The 13,968-nt window shown below is 72.3% G+C and carries 14 protein-coding genes, 1 pseudogene and 1 riboswitch; of the genes and pseudogenes, 12 read left to right on the forward strand and 3 right to left on the reverse strand.

Features of this window, described 5'->3' with window-relative positions; genetic code table 11:
- Positions 1 to 151: 151 nt before the first annotated feature.
- The 3 genes from ACZ6S4_RS37730 (at position 152) to truA (ending at position 2,744) form a co-directional block, all read left to right on the forward strand.
- The gene (locus ACZ6S4_RS37730) at positions 152 to 1,174 is read left to right on the forward strand and encodes a DNA-directed RNA polymerase subunit alpha (protein ID WP_023358222.1); all 1,023 of its coding nucleotides are present in this window, start codon (positions 152 to 154) and stop codon (positions 1,172 to 1,174) included.
- Positions 1,175 to 1,239: 65 nt separating this feature from the next.
- Positions 1,240 to 1,827: a 50S ribosomal protein L17 gene (rplQ, locus tag ACZ6S4_RS37735; RefSeq protein WP_465479506.1), complete on the forward strand. Its 588-nt coding sequence runs from the start codon at positions 1,240 to 1,242 to the stop codon at positions 1,825 to 1,827.
- 101 nt (positions 1,828 to 1,928) lie between these two features.
- Complete coding sequence (gene truA / locus ACZ6S4_RS37740; RefSeq protein WP_465479507.1) at positions 1,929 to 2,744, forward strand: tRNA pseudouridine(38-40) synthase TruA; 816 nt, start codon at positions 1,929 to 1,931, stop codon at positions 2,742 to 2,744.
- Here truA and ACZ6S4_RS37745 read toward each other — a convergent pair.
- Positions 2,733 to 4,217 carry a hypothetical protein gene (locus ACZ6S4_RS37745; RefSeq protein ID WP_465479508.1) on the reverse strand — a complete coding sequence of 495 codons (1,485 nt, stop codon included), beginning with the start codon at positions 4,215 to 4,217 and terminating at the stop codon, positions 2,733 to 2,735. The genes truA and ACZ6S4_RS37745 overlap by 12 nt on opposite strands.
- Before the next feature lie 108 nt (positions 4,218 to 4,325).
- Between ACZ6S4_RS37745 and ACZ6S4_RS37750 the strand changes: the two genes are divergently transcribed.
- Together ACZ6S4_RS37750 and ACZ6S4_RS37755 are read left to right on the forward strand one after the other, a co-directional pair.
- Positions 4,326 to 4,940, forward strand: coding sequence for a class I SAM-dependent methyltransferase (locus ACZ6S4_RS37750; protein ID WP_465479509.1), 615 nt, complete (start codon positions 4,326 to 4,328; stop codon positions 4,938 to 4,940).
- A 31-nt stretch (positions 4,941 to 4,971) separates the two neighbouring features.
- Complete coding sequence (locus tag ACZ6S4_RS37755) at positions 4,972 to 6,627, forward strand: ABC-F family ATP-binding cassette domain-containing protein (protein WP_465479510.1); 1,656 nt, start codon at positions 4,972 to 4,974, stop codon at positions 6,625 to 6,627.
- A 3-nt stretch (positions 6,628 to 6,630) separates the two neighbouring features.
- Here the strand turns inward: ACZ6S4_RS37755 and ACZ6S4_RS37760 are convergent, their stop codons facing one another.
- Complete coding sequence (locus ACZ6S4_RS37760; RefSeq protein WP_465479626.1) at positions 6,631 to 7,143, reverse strand: DinB family protein; 513 nt, start codon at positions 7,141 to 7,143, stop codon at positions 6,631 to 6,633.
- Between the two features lie 144 nt (positions 7,144 to 7,287).
- A riboswitch (TPP riboswitch) is annotated at positions 7,288 to 7,399 on the forward strand.
- A 14-nt stretch (positions 7,400 to 7,413) separates the two neighbouring features.
- Between ACZ6S4_RS37760 and thiE the strand changes: the two genes are divergently transcribed.
- The 7 genes and pseudogenes from thiE (at position 7,414) to thiC (ending at position 13,177) form a co-directional block, all read left to right on the forward strand.
- Positions 7,414 to 8,037, forward strand: a complete 624-nt coding sequence (thiE, locus tag ACZ6S4_RS37765; RefSeq protein WP_465479627.1) for a thiamine phosphate synthase — start codon at positions 7,414 to 7,416, stop codon at positions 8,035 to 8,037.
- A complete protein-coding gene (gene thiO, locus ACZ6S4_RS37770; RefSeq protein ID WP_465479511.1) occupies positions 8,034 to 9,071 on the forward strand; it encodes a glycine oxidase ThiO in 1,038 nt (345 codons plus the stop codon). Before thiE ends, thiO begins: the two co-directional genes overlap by 4 nt.
- A complete protein-coding gene (thiS, locus tag ACZ6S4_RS37775; RefSeq protein WP_465479512.1) occupies positions 9,068 to 9,265 on the forward strand; it encodes a sulfur carrier protein ThiS in 198 nt (65 codons plus the stop codon). Before thiO ends, thiS begins: the two co-directional genes overlap by 4 nt.
- 1 nt (position 9,266) lies before the next feature.
- A complete protein-coding gene (locus ACZ6S4_RS37780; RefSeq protein WP_465479513.1) occupies positions 9,267 to 10,007 on the forward strand; it encodes a thiazole synthase in 741 nt (246 codons plus the stop codon).
- Positions 10,001 to 10,624, forward strand: a pseudogene (locus tag ACZ6S4_RS37785) (thiamine phosphate synthase); the annotation flags it as partial. The gene ACZ6S4_RS37780 and the pseudogene ACZ6S4_RS37785, both read left to right, overlap by 7 nt.
- A gap of 122 nt (positions 10,625 to 10,746) precedes the next feature.
- Entirely contained in the window at positions 10,747 to 11,514 is a 768-nt protein-coding gene (gene thiD / locus ACZ6S4_RS37790; RefSeq protein ID WP_465479514.1) for a bifunctional hydroxymethylpyrimidine kinase/phosphomethylpyrimidine kinase, read from the forward strand.
- A gap of 82 nt (positions 11,515 to 11,596) precedes the next feature.
- Entirely contained in the window at positions 11,597 to 13,177 is a 1,581-nt protein-coding gene (thiC, locus tag ACZ6S4_RS37795; RefSeq protein ID WP_465479515.1) for a phosphomethylpyrimidine synthase ThiC, read from the forward strand.
- Between the two features lie 9 nt (positions 13,178 to 13,186).
- On the opposite strand, the gene ACZ6S4_RS37800 is transcribed toward thiC, so the two are convergent.
- Entirely contained in the window at positions 13,187 to 13,627 is a 441-nt protein-coding gene (locus ACZ6S4_RS37800; protein WP_465479516.1) for a ribonuclease domain-containing protein, read from the reverse strand.
- Positions 13,628 to 13,968: the final 341 nt, after the last annotated feature.

Here is a 13,968-nt window from a genome sequence, read left to right on the forward strand (position 1 = left end):
GCCCCCCCCCCCCCACACCCACTCCCCCCCCCCCCCCCCCCCCCCCCCCACCCCCCCCCCCCCCCCCCCCCCCCCCCCCCCCCCCCCCCGGGACTGCACCACCACAGGACGGGCTTCATATAGCGGAAGCCCCGAACGAAAGAAGAAACGCGTGCTCATCAGCCAGCGCCCGAGCCTCTCGGAAGAGTCGCTCAGCGAGACCCGCTCCCGGTTCACCATCGAGCCCCTGGAGCCGGGCTTCGGCTACACCCTCGGCAACTCGCTGCGCCGGACCCTGCTGTCGTCCATCCCGGGCGCGGCGGTCACCAGCATCAAGATCGACGGCGTGCTGCACGAGTTCACCACGATCCCCGGTGTCAAGGAGGACGTGGTCGAGCTCGTCATGAACGTCAAGGAGCTCACCGTCAGCTCCGAGCACGACGAGCCCGTCAGCATGTACCTGCGCAAGCAGGGCCCGGGCGACGTCACCGCGGGCGACATCCAGCCCCCGGCCGGCGTCTCCGTGCACAACCCCGACCTGAAGCTGGCCACGCTCAACAGCAAGGGCCGGCTCGACATGGAGCTCACCGTCGAGCGGGGTCGTGGCTACGTCACGGCCGCGCAGAACAAGAGCGCCGGCGCCGAGATCGGCCGCATCCCGGTCGACTCCATCTACTCGCCGGTCATGAAGGTGACCTACCGCGTCGAGGCGACCCGTGTCGAGCAGCGCACCGACTTCGACCGCCTGATCATCGACGTCGAGTCGAAGGCGTCGATCTCGCCCCGCACCGCGCTGGCTTCCGCCGGTTCGACCCTGGTCGAGCTGTTCGGTCTCTGCCGTGAGCTGGACGAGACCGCCGAGGGCATCGACATCGGCCCGTCCCCGCAGGACGCGCAGCTGGCCGCCGATCTGGCCCTGCCGATCGAGGAGCTGGACCTCACCGTCCGGTCGTACAACTGCCTCAAGCGCGAGGGCATCAACACCGTCGGTGAACTCATCGGGCGGACGGAGGCCGACCTTCTGGATATAAGGAATTTCGGTCAGAAGTCGATCGACGAGGTCAAGATGAAGCTCGCCGGCATGGGCCTGGGCCTCAAGGACAGCGCGCCGTCCTTCGACCCCGCGCACGTGGTCGACTCGTTCGGCGACGTGGACTACGACACCGACGACTACCGCGAGACCGAGCAGCTCTAATCCCGGCTGCCGCGTGAGCTGGGCGGCTGAGCCGCCCCGCAGGAATTTCAACGAGGAGCAAGAAGATGCCCACGCCCACCAAGGGTCCCCGCCTCGGCGGCAGCCCGGCGCACGAGAAGCTGCTGCTGGCCAACCTGGCCACGGAGCTCTTCCGGCACGGGAAGATCAAGACCACCGAGACCAAGGCGAAGCGCCTGCGCCCCTTGGCGGAGCAGCTCATCACCAAGGCCAAGCGCGGCGACCTGCACGCCCGCCGCCGGGTCCTGGGTGTCGTCAAGGACAAGGACGTCGTCTACTCGCTGTTCGAGCAGATCGCGCCCCGGTACACCAACCGCCCGGGTGGCTACACCCGGATCACCAAGGTCGGTATCCGCAAGGGCGACGCCGCTCCCATGGCCGTCATCGAGCTGGTCGAGGAGCTGCAGGTCGCGGCCACCACGGCGCCGGCCAAGAAGGCGGCCCGCAAGGCCGCCGCGCAGCAGGACAAGGTGGAGGCCCTCGCCCGCGAGGACGAGGCGGTTTCTTCGTCTTCTTCGGCTGACGCCGGTGCAGACCAGGACGCCGAGCCGCCGGTGAACGCCTCCGGCGACAAGGGTGCTGAAGGCCCGGGCGACCAGGCCGAGGGCGAAGACCCCGCCGACGCCAAGGCCTGATCTTCAGCTAGGTAGGAAAAGCCCGGCACCCTTCGTGGGTGCCGGGCTTTCTTTTTCCGTACGGCTTCCTTGTCCACGAATCAGCGGAGGACTGCCCCCACATGACCGAGGCCATCCGCCTGCGCCTGGACGTCTCCTACGACGGGCGCGAGTTCTCGGGCTGGGCCGTGCAGCCGTCCCGGCGTACCGTCGCGGGCGTGCTCGTCGAGGCGCTGGAGCGGTTGGTCGGCGCTGATCACGACCTGGGTCTGACCGTGGCGGGCCGCACCGACGCGGGCGTGCACGCGACCGGGCAGGTCTGCCACATCGATCTGCCCACGGCCGCATGGGAGCCGCTGGCGGATTCGCTCGTGCGGCGTCTCGCCGGGTTGATGCCGCCGGACGCGCGGGTGCGGGCCGTCACGCCCGTACCGTCGACTTTCGACGCCCGGTTCTCCGCCACCTTCCGGCGGTACGAATACCGGGTCGCCGACACCGTTTTCGGGCCGGAGCCGCTGCGGCGCTACGACACCATCGGCTGGATGCGGCCCCTCGATCTGGGACGGTTGCAGGAGGCGGCTGCCGGGCTGGTCGGGCTGCACGACTTCGCGGCGTTCTGCAAACGCAAGGAGCACGCCACCACCGTGCGGGCCATCACCCGGCTGGAGTGGCGCCGCGAACCCGACGGGGTCGCCGTGGCCACCGTGCAGGCCGACGCGTTCTGCCAGGCGATGGTGCGCAGCCTGGTCGGGGCCATGCTCAGCGTGGGCGACGGCCGCCGCGACCCGGACTGGCCGGCCAAGCTGCTGACCCTGCGGGAGCGGTCCAGCGAGGTCACGGTCGCGCCGGCCCACGGGCTCACCCTGATCGCGGTCGGCTATCCCGACGAGACCGAGTACGCGGAGCGCGCCGACGCAACCCGCCGGCTACGGGCCTAGCGTCCGCTTCCCGATGACCTGCCGGCCCAGATACCGCTCGACGACCTCGGTGGTGATCCGGGCCGCGTACGGGTCGTCGTCGGTGACGAGCTGACCGTCGGGCCGGGCGATGACGCAGTACAGCAGATAGTGACCACGGCTGTGCCAGCCCACCTGGGCCAGGGGCTCGCCGAGCGGGTCACCGGCCGCGCCGCCCAGCATGGCGAAGGTGCCCCGGCCGTTCTCGACCAGAGTCCCGGTCAGCTCGCTGACCTGCGCCGCACCCTGCTCGTCGGCGAGGTTGAAGACGCCGGCGGTGACCTGGTAGCCGCCGTAGGGAGCCAGCATCCGGGCCCGGACGACGTGCTCGCAGCCGTAGTCGTCGAGGAGCGCGCCGAGGTCACCGCTCGTGGCGGTCCGGCACACGCTGTCGCTGTGGGTGAGGTCCACCCGGTAACCCGTGTCACCGGCGGCGAGCCGGACCGTGGGCTCCGGGAACACCTCGCGCTGGGTCAGCGGCTCGGCGTCGACGTCCCGGGAGGCGATGGCCGGCTCGGAGCCGGGGGCGGCGGCGGATTCCCGCCCGTCCCCGCGGCGCTCCTCGGCGATGATGAAGAACGCGCTCAGCCCGACGATCGCCAGGACGATCAGCGCGGCGAGCCCGCGCATCAGCGTCTGCAGGGCCTGCTGAGGTTCGCGGGGCGCCCGCCGCTGCGGCGTGTGCCGCTGGTGTGCGGCGGGGGCCGGCCACTGGCCGCTGCGATGCTGCCGGTGCTGCGGTGTCGGCGGCCGGTCGGTCACCACGGGGTCCGATCCCAGCCACTCGACGGCCGGAGTCCCGGCCGGGGGCAGGTCGCTCGCCGGAAGCCTGGTGCCCAGGAATCGGGCTCCTGGGATCCGGGCCCCCGGGATACGGGTTGCCGGAACTCTGGCCGCCCGGACCTGGGCAGCCTGGAACTCGGCGGCCAGCCGCACCACGGTCTGCAGCCCGACCGGCCGCAACCGGACCGTCCGAAGCCCGGCGGTCTCCCGCCCCGCGTGCTGTCGGCCCGAGTGCCGCGGATCTGACGGATGCCGGCCCGAGCGCTGCGGGTCCGCGTGCTGCGGGTCCGAGCAAAGCCGCCCGGAGGACGGCCGGCCCGAGCGCTGCAAGTCCGCGTGCTGCGGGTCCGAGCAAAGCCGCCCGGAGGACGGCCGGCCCGAGCGCTGCGGGTCCGCGTGCTGCGGGTCCGAGCAATGCCGACCTGAGAACCGCAGGTCCGGGTGCGACAGCTCCTCGCCGGGGGCGGCGATGGTGGAGGTCCGGCCCCGGCTCGGGTGGTCGGTTGCTCGGCGGCCGCGGGTCTGGCGGGCCAGGGCCTGGCGGATGATCGCCTGCCGGGCCCGGGCGTGCCCCGCTTGCGCCTGGCGGACCAGGCCCTGCGGGGTCAGCGACGCGAGTCCGCCCGCCGGGCCGGCGCGGTGGGCGGAGCGGGGGTGCGGATCGCCAGGCATGCAGGCCACGGTAGGAGGGCACCGTGATCGATGGACGCACAGCGTGTGCGGCACCCTCCGGTGGCCTCCCGTCGTTGCGGTCGCGGGCGTTGGGGGAGGATGGGCGGTGTGACCGCCGACCATTACTTCAGCGCCGAGCCCGCCGCGCCCGCCAAACGGAGCCGCATCGAGTTCACCGCCGCCGGCCGGGCCTACGACCTGGTTGTCGCGGGCGGGGTGTTCTCCGCCGGGCGGCTCGACCCGGGGACCGCCGTCCTCTTGCGCAAGGGCGATCTGCCCACGGCTGCGACCACCGGCACCCTGCTCGACCTCGGCTGCGGCTACGGCCCGATCGCCTGTGTGCTCGCCAGCGAGGCGCCGGAGGCCACCGTCTACGCGATCGACGTCAACGCCCGAGCCCGGGAGCTGACCGCGGAGAACGCCGCCGCCCTCGGGCTGGCCGGCCGGGTGCGGGCCGCCGCCCCCGACGAGGTGCCGGACGACGTCACCTTCGCGCAGATCTGGAGCAACCCGCCCACCCACGTCGGCAAGGCCGAGCTGCGCGCGCTGATGGCACGCTGGCTGCCCCGGCTCGCGCCCGGCGGGGTGGCCTGGCTGGTGATCAACCGCAACCTCGGTGGTGATTCGCTGCACACCTGGCTCGTGTCGCTGGGCTGGGAAGTGACGCGTACGGCCAGCCAGCGGGGCTTCCGGGTGCTGCGGGTGACCGGAAAAACCGGCTGACCACCGGCGGGTCGTCGGGGAGGATGCCCACGTGGGTTACGTAGACGTGTCAGGGGTCGGATTTGTGCTGCCGGACGGCCGGGAGCTCTTCTCCGACGTGTCGTTCCGGGTCGGCGAGGGTGCGAAGGTGGCGCTCGTCGGGCCGAACGGGGCCGGCAAGACGACGCTGTTGCGGATGGTCGCCGGGGACACGTCCACCCCGATCGGCACCATCGCGCGGGCCGGCGGGCTCGGGGTGATGCGCCAGTTCATCGGGATGATCGGCGATGACCGTACCCTCGACGACCTGGCCCTGTCGCTGGTCGCGCCGCCGCTGCGGGCCGCCGGCGCGGTCCTGGCCGCGGCCCAGTCCGCCCTGGAGAGCAACCCCGACGCCGAGAAGGCGCAGCTGGCCTACGCCAACGCGATCGCCGGCTGGGGCGAGGCCGGTGGCTACGACGCCGAAGTGCTCTTCGATGTCGTGGCCGTGGCCATCCTCGGCAAGCCGTGGGAGGAGGTCCGGCACCGGCCGGTGCGCACGCTCTCCGGCGGCCAGCAGAAACGCTTCGCGCTCGACCTGCTGCTGCGCGGCAGCGACGAGGTGCTGCTGCTCGACGAGCCGGACAACTTCCTCGACGTGCCCGGCAAACGCTGGCTCGAGGCGCGGCTCAAGGAGTCGTCGAAGTCAGTGCTCTACGTCTCGCACGACCGGGAGCTGCTGGCCCAGACGGCGAGCCGGGTGGTGGCCGTCGAGGGTGGCAGCGCGTGGACGCATCCCGGTGGCTTCGCGTCGTGGCACGAGGCCCGTTCCGACCGCCACGAACGGTTGCTGGAGCTGCGCCGGCGCTGGGACGAGGAGCACGAGAAGCTGCGTGAGCTGGTCTTCACGCTGAAGAACAAGGCGGCGTACAACGACGGGCTGGCGTCGCGGTATCAGGCGGCGCAGACGCGGTTGCGCAAGTTCGAGGAGGCCGGGCCACCGCCGTTGCCGCCCAAGGAGCAGTCGCTGCGGATGAACCTGCGCGGCGGGCGTACGGGAAAACGCGCGGTGATGTGCACCGGGCTCGAGCTGGAGAATCTGACGTTCCCGTTCGACCTGGAGATCTGGTACGGCGACCGGGTCGCGGTGCTGGGCGCCAACGGCACGGGCAAGTCGCACTTCCTGCGGCTGCTCGCGGCCGGCGGCACCGCGCCTGACGTGGACAACAAGCCGGTCGACGGGGCACCGCTGGCCCACGTGGCGCACAACGGTGTCGCGAGGCTCGGCGCCCGGGTCCGCCCTGGTCACTTCTCGCAGACGCATGACCGGCCGGAGCTGCTGAAACGCACCCTGGTGGAGATTCTCTGGCGGGGTGACGACCACCGTTCCGGGATGGACCGGGCGGGTGCCATGAAGGCCCTGAACCGTTACGAGCTGGCGGCCCAGGGCGATCAGCTCTTCGGCACGCTGTCCGGCGGCCAGCAGGCGCGTTTCCTGGTGCTGCTGCTGGAGCTGTCCGGCGCGACTGTGCTGCTGCTCGACGAGCCCACGGACAACCTGGACCTGGCGTCGGCCGAGGCGCTGGAGGAGGGACTGCAGGCGTTCGAGGGCACGGTGATCGCGGTGACCCACGACCGCTGGTTCACCCGCGGCTTCGACCGTTTCATCCTCTTCCAGAGCGACGGTGAGGTCGTGGAGACTCCGGAGCCGGTCTGGGACGTCCGCTAGCGGCTATTCGCCGGTGGCGCCGTCGAGGCGTTCGCGGAGCAGGTCGGCGTGGCCGTTGTGGCGCGCGTACTCCTCGATCATGTGAGTGAGGACGTAGCGCAACGAGAACGCGTCCTCGCCGTGGTGGCCCACGTCGTCGAGTGATCCGGCGGCGTCCACGATGGACCGCGAGTGGACACATTCCGCCCGCCAGGCCGCGAACGTCTCCTCGGGGTCGGCGTCGGTGGCGTCGAAATCCACGGCGCCGGACCCGGGGCGTGCCCAGAGCGGCGCGCAGTCCTCGCCGTTCACCACGGTCCGGAACCAGCTGCGCTCGACCTGCGTGAGGTGCCGCACCAGGCCGAGCAGGGAGAGGCCGGACGGCGCGACGGCCCGCTCGCGGAGCTGGTCCGGTGTCAGCCCGGCGCACTTCATCGCGAGGGTGTCGCGCTGACGCTGGAGGAAGCCGGTCAGAGTGGCGCGCTCGTCCGCCACCTGCGGCGGTTCACTTCGCGTATCGACGGTCACGACCGTGATCCTGCCCACCCGTGAGGCTCGGCGGAAGCGAAATTTCGGGTGCCCATCACCGCAGCGTGCGGGCACTGAGCGACGACGCGAACACCCACAGTGGAGGGATGTGGGGGTTTACGGGCGGGGGGACGCGGGTTACCGTCTGCTCGGAACCAACCCCACGGGAGTCCGGTGCACCGGGCTGAGAGGGGGGCTGTCGCGGCCCCCGACCGTCGAACCTGATCCGGGTCATGCCGGCGCAGGGAGGAGTGTGTTGTGGGCCCTGCCTTTCCGCACCTGCACGTCATCACGGACGCCCGGCACGGCCGGCAGCCGTTGGTCGTCGTGGCCGCCGCCATCGCTGCCGCCCGGCGGCTGGACGCGTGTCAGCGCCTGGCGATCCAGGTCCGGGTCGAGGACGACGTCAGCGACCGGGACGCGTACGACCTGGCCGACGCCGTCCTGGAGCTGTGCCGCCCGCATGGCGTGTTATGCCTGGTCAACGACCGGTTACACGTGGCCCTCGCGGTCGGCGCGGACGGTGGGCACGTGGGTGCCGCCGATCTGCCGGTCGCGGTGGCCCGCAAGGTACTCGGGCCCGTGGGCGTGCTGGGCGCGACCTGCCGGGATGTCGCTGCGGCCCGGGCAGCGCGGCGGGCCGGCGCGTCGTATCTCGGTGTCGGTCCCGTCTTCGCCACCACCACGAAGACCGGATTGCCGACTCCGCTCGGGCCGGCCGCGGTGGGGACCGTTGCTGCGGCCGTACCGGACACACCCATCGTCGCCATCGGGGGAGTGACCGCCGGCAACGCGCGGTCGCTGGTCGGCGCCGGAGCCGCCGCGGTCGCGGTGGTCGGCGCCGTCGCGGCGGCGGCCGACCCGGGCCGGGCGACCGAGGATCTGCTGCGGGCGCTGGCATGAGCAGCACCGATGTCGTGGTCATCGGCGGCGGCATCATCGGGCTTTCGATCGCGTGGCGGTGCGTGCAGCGCGGGCTGACGGTGACCGTGCACGACAGCGGTGGCGACGACGGCGCCTGGTACGCGGCCGCCGGCATGCTGGCCCCGGCCGGTGAGGCGGGGTTCGGCCAGGAAGCGCTGACCGAGCTTATGGTCGACTCCGCCGCGCGGTGGCCGGACTTCGCCGCTGAGCTGCGGCGCGAGACCGGCATCGACGTCGGCTACGACACGGTCGGCACCCTGAGCGTCGCCCTCACCGCCGACGACCTCGCCGAGGCGCGACGGCTGTGGGAGTACCGCCGTGAGCACGGCCTCGGGGTGAGTCCACTGCTGCCCAGCGCCATCCGCGAGCTGGAACCGGCGCTGTCACCACGACTGCGCGGCGGTGCCCATGCTCCCGACGACCGGCAGGTTGATCCGCGGCGGGTTGTCGCGGCGCTGCGGGCCGCCCTCGGACCGGCGATCGTGCGCGAACGGGTAGCGGACCTCCCGGCCCCGCGACCCGTGGTGGTCGCGGCGGGATCCGGGACGGCGGCACTGACCGGGCTACCCGTACGGCCGGTGAAAGGCCTGGTACTGCGGCTGCGCGGCGAGCCCGGACTGCTGCGGCACGTGGTCAGCGGCTGGGCCGACGGGCGGCACGTCTACCTCGTGCCGCGCGCCGACGGTGAGGTGGTCGTCGGCGCCACCCAGGAGGAACGGGTGGACGCCACGGTGACCGCCGGGCAGGTGCTCGACCTGCTGCGCGCCGCCACCGATCTCGTGCCCGACCTCGGTGAGTGCGAGCTGGTCGAGACGCTCGTCCGGCACCGGCCGGCCACCCCCGACAACGCGCCGTTGCTCGGCGCGTACGGCAAGGGCGTGGTCGTCGCCGCCGGGCACCACCGCAACGGGGTGCTGCTCGCCCCGGTCACCGCCGATCTGATCGCCGAACTGGTGGCGACCGGGAAGTCGGCGCCACTGCTGGACGCGTTCGCACCGGGGAGGTTCGGATGAAGGTCATCGTCAACGGCGCCGCCCGCGACGTCGATGTGGTCAGCGTCGAAGGGCTGGTCGACCAACTGACCACTGCCCGGCGCGGCGTCGCGGTCGCCGTCAACGGGGAGGTCGTGCCGCGGTCGTCGTGGCCCGCCGCCCGACTGCGGGACGGCGACCGGGTCGAGGTTCTCACCGCGGCGCAGGGAGGCTGAGATGTTCGGCGAATCCCGGCTGATCCTGGGCACCGGCGGCGCGGAGAGCCTCGCCGCACTCGAGGCGGCGATCGTCGCCTCGGGCACCGAACTGGTCACCGTCGCGCTGCGCCGGGTCGACGCCGCGGGTCCCGGCCTGCTGCCGATGCTCGACCGGCTGGGCATGCGCATCCTGCCCAACACGGCCGGCTGCTACACCGCGACCGACGCCGTGAAGGCCGCCCACCTGGCCCGCGACGCGTTCGAGACGGATCTGGTGAAGCTGGAGGTCATCGGGGACGAACGGACCCTGCTGCCGGACGGCGTCGAGCTGTTGCGGGCGGCCGAGACACTGGTCGCGGACGGGTTCCAGGTGTTGCCGTACACGAGCGACGACCCCATCCTCGCGCGCCGGCTCGCCGACGTCGGGTGTGCGGCGGTGATGCCGGCCGGGGCGCCGATCGGGTCGGGACTGGGCATCTCCAACCCCCATTATATCCGGCTCATCCGCGACAGCGTGGACGTGCCGGTGGTGCTGGACGCGGGCATCGGCACTGCCTCGGATGCGGCGCTGGCCATGGAGCTGGGCTGTGACGCCGTACTGATCGCCAGTGCTGTCACCCGGGCCGTCGATCCGGCGCGGATGGCCGCGGCGATGCGGCACGCCGTCGAGGCCGGGCGGCTGGCCTTCGGCGCCGGCCGGATCCCCAAGCGCTACCACGCGCTGGCGTCCACATCGGACGAGGGGCGGCCGGCATGGTGATCCCGTCCGGCATCGTCGTGCTCACCGACCGCCGGCTCGCGGCGCGGCCGCTCGTCGAGGTGGTCGCGGCCGCGGTCCGCGGCGGCGCCGAGTGGGTCATCCTGCGCGACAAAGATCTGGGGTACGCCGAAAGGTACGCCCTCGCGGAGAGTCTGCGCGCGGTGGTTCCGGTGGGACGACTCGTGATCGCGGGCCCTGATCCGCTCGGCGGCGACGCCGTGCACCTGTCGGCCACCGACCCCGTGCCGCCGGGTGTCGGCCTGGTCGGCCGTTCCTGTCATGGGGCGCCGGAGCTGTCTACTGCGGACTACGTGACGTTGTCGCCGGTGTACCCCACGCCCACCAAGCCTGGGTATGGGCCCGCGCTGAGGCCGGACCGGGCGGCGGCACTGGCCGGTGGGATGCCGTGGCTGGCTCTCGGCGGGGTGCACTCGGCGCAGCGCGCGGCCGCTTGCGCGGCTGCCGGGGCGAGCGGGATCGCGGTGCTGGGTGTGGTGATGGGCGCGGGCGACCCCGAATCGGTGACCCGGACCCTGGCGCGGGCCTTCGCGGAGGCGGTGGAGGCGCGACGCGGCTTCGGACGAAGCGCCGGCCACGGCGAGGGCGGGACACCGGACCGGGATGTCGCTCAAGGCCGGGGCATGAGCAGTGATTGGACAGCGGGCATGACGCCCAACGCCGGCGGAAGCGCGGGCACGACGGGCGGGAGCGGGTCGCAGGCCGGGGCGGGGGTGTGGGCGTGACGCCGCGGGTGGTGTTGACCATCGCCGGGTCGGACAGCGGGGGTGGGGCCGGGATTCAGGCCGACCTCAAGACGTTCGCCGCGCTCGGGGTTTATGGCGTTTCTGTGCTGACGGCGGTCACCGCGCAGAACACGCTCGGCGTTACGGCCATCCACCCGGTGCCGGTGGACGTGGTGGCGGCTCAGCTGGACGCGGTGCTCGGGGATCTGGCGCCCGATGCGGTCAAGGTGGGCATGATCGGGGACGCCGCGGTGGCTGAGCTCATCGCGTCCCGGGTCGGTGAGCTGCCGAACCTCGTTGTTGATCCGGTGCTCGTGGCCACCAGCGGGAGCCGGCTGTCCGGAGTGGACGCGGTCACGCCGCTGCTGCCGTACCGCTGCGTCCTGACGCCGAACCGGCAGGAAGCCGGCGCTCTGGTCGGTCACCGGGTGACGACGGTGGCCGAGGCGGCCGACGCGGCCGCCGAGCTGGCGGCCCGCGGTCCGGGCGCCGTCGTGGTCACCGGCAGTGAATCCGCCGTGGACGTGCTGCACGCGGACGGGGTGACCACCGTGCTCGACGGTGACCCGGTGCCCAGCGGCAACAACCACGGCTCGGGGTGCACTTTCTCGTCGGCGATCGCGGTGCGGCTGGCCCAGGGCGACCCGTTGCCGGTGGCCGTGCGCGCCGCGAAGGACTACGTGGGGCGGGCGCTGGCCGGCTCCCGCGACTGGAAGCTCGGCGCGGGACCGGGCCCCCTGGACCATTTCGGCTTCTCCCACTGAGGAACGACTGACCGGCTGTATCGGCGATCGGCGGTTCCGTGCTGCCGAATGCCGCCCTGTTTGCCCCTATATAGGAGGAACCATGAGGCGCAAGGTGTACGTCGAGGGCTCCCGTCCGGACCTTCAGGTGCCGTTCGCCGAGATCGACCTGACCGGGGACAACCCGCCGGTCCGGCTCTACGACACGTCCGGCCCCGGCAGTGACCCGGAGGTCGGCCTGCCGCCACTGCGCGGGCCGTGGATCGCCGAGCGCGGTGACGTGGCGCCGGTGGCCGGTCCGGGCACGCCGCTGGCCGGCACCCGGCCCACCCAGCTCGCGTACGCCCGGGCCGGGATCGTCACGCCGGAGATGGAGTTCGTCGCGATCCGGGAGAACGTCGAGCCCGAGGTCGTCCGGGAGGAGATCGCGGCCGGGCGAGCGGTGCTGCCGGCCAACGTCAACCACCCGGAGATCGAGCCGATGATCATCGGGTCGCGCTTCCTGGTGAAGATCAACGCCAACATCGGTACGTCCGCGGTGACCTCGTCCGTGGCCGAGGAGGTCGAGAAACTCACCTGGGCCACCCGGTGGGGCGCCGACACCGTCATGGACCTGTCCACCGGCAAGCGCATCCACGAGACCCGAGAGGCGATCGTGCGCAACTCCGCGGTGCCGATCGGCACGGTCCCGATCTACCAGGCCCTGGAGAAGGTGGACGGCGACCCGGTGAAGCTCTCCTGGGAGGTGTTCCGGGAGACCGTCATCGAGCAGGCCGAGCAGGGCGTCGACTACATGACCGTGCACGCCGGGGTGCTGCTGCCGTACGTGCCGCTGGCGGTGGACCGGGTCACCGGCATCGTGTCGCGCGGCGGCTCGATCATGGCGGCCTGGTGCCTGGCCCACCACACCGAGAACTTCCTCTACACCAACTTCGCCGAGCTCTGCGAGATCCTCGCGCGCTACGACATCACCTTCTCGCTCGGTGACGGGCTGCGGCCCGGGTCCATCGCCGACGCCAACGACGCGGCCCAGTTCGCCGAGTTGCGCACGCTCGGGGAGCTGACCCACGTCGCCTGGGAGCACGGAGTGCAGGTGATGATCGAGGGACCGGGACACGTGCCCATGCACAAGATCAAGGAGAACGTCGACCTGCAGCAGGAGCTGTGCGGCGGGGCGCCGTTCTACACGCTCGGCCCGCTGACGACCGACATCGCGCCCGCGTACGACCACATCACCTCGGCCATCGGCGCGGCGATGATCGGCATGTTCGGCACCGCGATGCTCTGTTACGTCACGCCCAAGGAACACCTCGGCCTGCCCGACCGGGACGACGTGAAGGCCGGGGTGATCGCGTACAAGATCGCCGCGCACGCCGCCGACCTGGCCAAGGGGCACCCGGGCGCGCAGGACTGGGACGACGCGCTGAGCAAGGCCCGGTTCGAGTTCCGCTGGGAGGACCAGTTCAACCTGGCCCTCGACCCGGAGACCGCGCGCGCGTACCACGATGCGACCCTGCCGGCGGCGCCGGCGAAGACGGCCCACTTCTGCTCGATGTGCGGCCCCAAGTTCTGCTCCATGAAGATCACCCAGGAGCTCAAGGAGTACGCGGCCCGCGGCATGCAGGACAAGAGCGAGGAGTTCGTCTCCGCCGGCGGCAAGGTGTACCTGCCGATCGTCCAATGACGGCTCAGCTCAGAGCTTGTAGAAGTTGACGTAGTGGTCGGGGGTGAACCAGGTCTCGCGGGTGGACCGGTTCACCACGATCCGGTACGCGTCCCGCGCGGCGCCCCGCGCCCGCGGGTACACGTCGTACTCGCTGTAGGTCGCGTTGATCGGCAGCTGGCGCTCGCGGTTCTGGAACGTGCCACCGGTGTAGTTGTACTGCCCGTACGGCCAGCTGTACCAGCCCGCGCCGGTCGGCCAGCCCAGTGAGCTCCAGCCGGTGCGCGCGGTCCGGGCCGCCGAACAGCGGGACAGCGTGCAGGTCGAGTAGACAGCGGCCTCGGCGGCGGCGGTGTGCGCCGGCGCGACCACGGCGGGGGCGACGAGGCTGCCGCCGGTGAGCGCGAAGGCGATGGCGACCGCCGACAGCAGGCGGCGCAGACGGGACGGGCGGGGTGCGTCAACGGACATGGCGGACTCCGTAGCGTCGGGGGCCCGTCCGGGCCGGGCCGTGCCCCCATCCTGGAGCCGCCGGGCCGCGCCGCGGTACATCCCCGACGCATCATTCCATCGGCGTTCGGCTATGCGTCGGCCCCTGCTCGCCGGCTATTTGCCCAGGCCGCTGACCCAGTCCACATAGTCCTCGTCCTTGCCGCCGCCCTTGGACCGGCGCTTGCCGTCCGGCGTCTCACCCACCGGGCTCGGCGCCGCCTCGGCCCGCGGGGCCGGGGTGACCGGCAGCGGCGGGGTGACCGGATCGGGCTGCGGCAGCGGCGCGCTGATCGGCGTCGGCTCGGGCGTCAGCGGCTCGG

Source organism: Actinoplanes sp. NPDC051405 (assembly GCF_055586185.1).

Bases quoted from the DNA above. Each gene is read 5' to 3' on its own strand.
- rplQ (WP_465479506.1), top strand. From the start codon at position 1,240: ATGCCCACGCCCACCAAGGGTCCCCGCCTCGGCGGCAGCCCGGCGCAC.
- truA (WP_465479507.1), top strand. From the start codon at position 1,929: ATGACCGAGGCCATCCGCCTGCGCCTGGACGTCTCCTACGACGGGCGC.
- ACZ6S4_RS37745 (WP_465479508.1), bottom strand. From the start codon at position 4,217: ATGCCTGGCGATCCGCACCCCCGCTCCGCCCACCGCGCCGGCCCGGCG.
- thiO (WP_465479511.1), top strand. From the start codon at position 8,034: ATGAGCAGCACCGATGTCGTGGTCATCGGCGGCGGCATCATCGGGCTT.
- thiS (WP_465479512.1), top strand. From the start codon at position 9,068: ATGAAGGTCATCGTCAACGGCGCCGCCCGCGACGTCGATGTGGTCAGC.
- ACZ6S4_RS37780 (WP_465479513.1), top strand. From the start codon at position 9,267: ATGTTCGGCGAATCCCGGCTGATCCTGGGCACCGGCGGCGCGGAGAGC.
- thiC (WP_465479515.1), top strand. From the start codon at position 11,597: ATGAGGCGCAAGGTGTACGTCGAGGGCTCCCGTCCGGACCTTCAGGTG.
- ACZ6S4_RS37800 (WP_465479516.1), bottom strand. From the start codon at position 13,627: ATGTCCGTTGACGCACCCCGCCCGTCCCGTCTGCGCCGCCTGCTGTCG.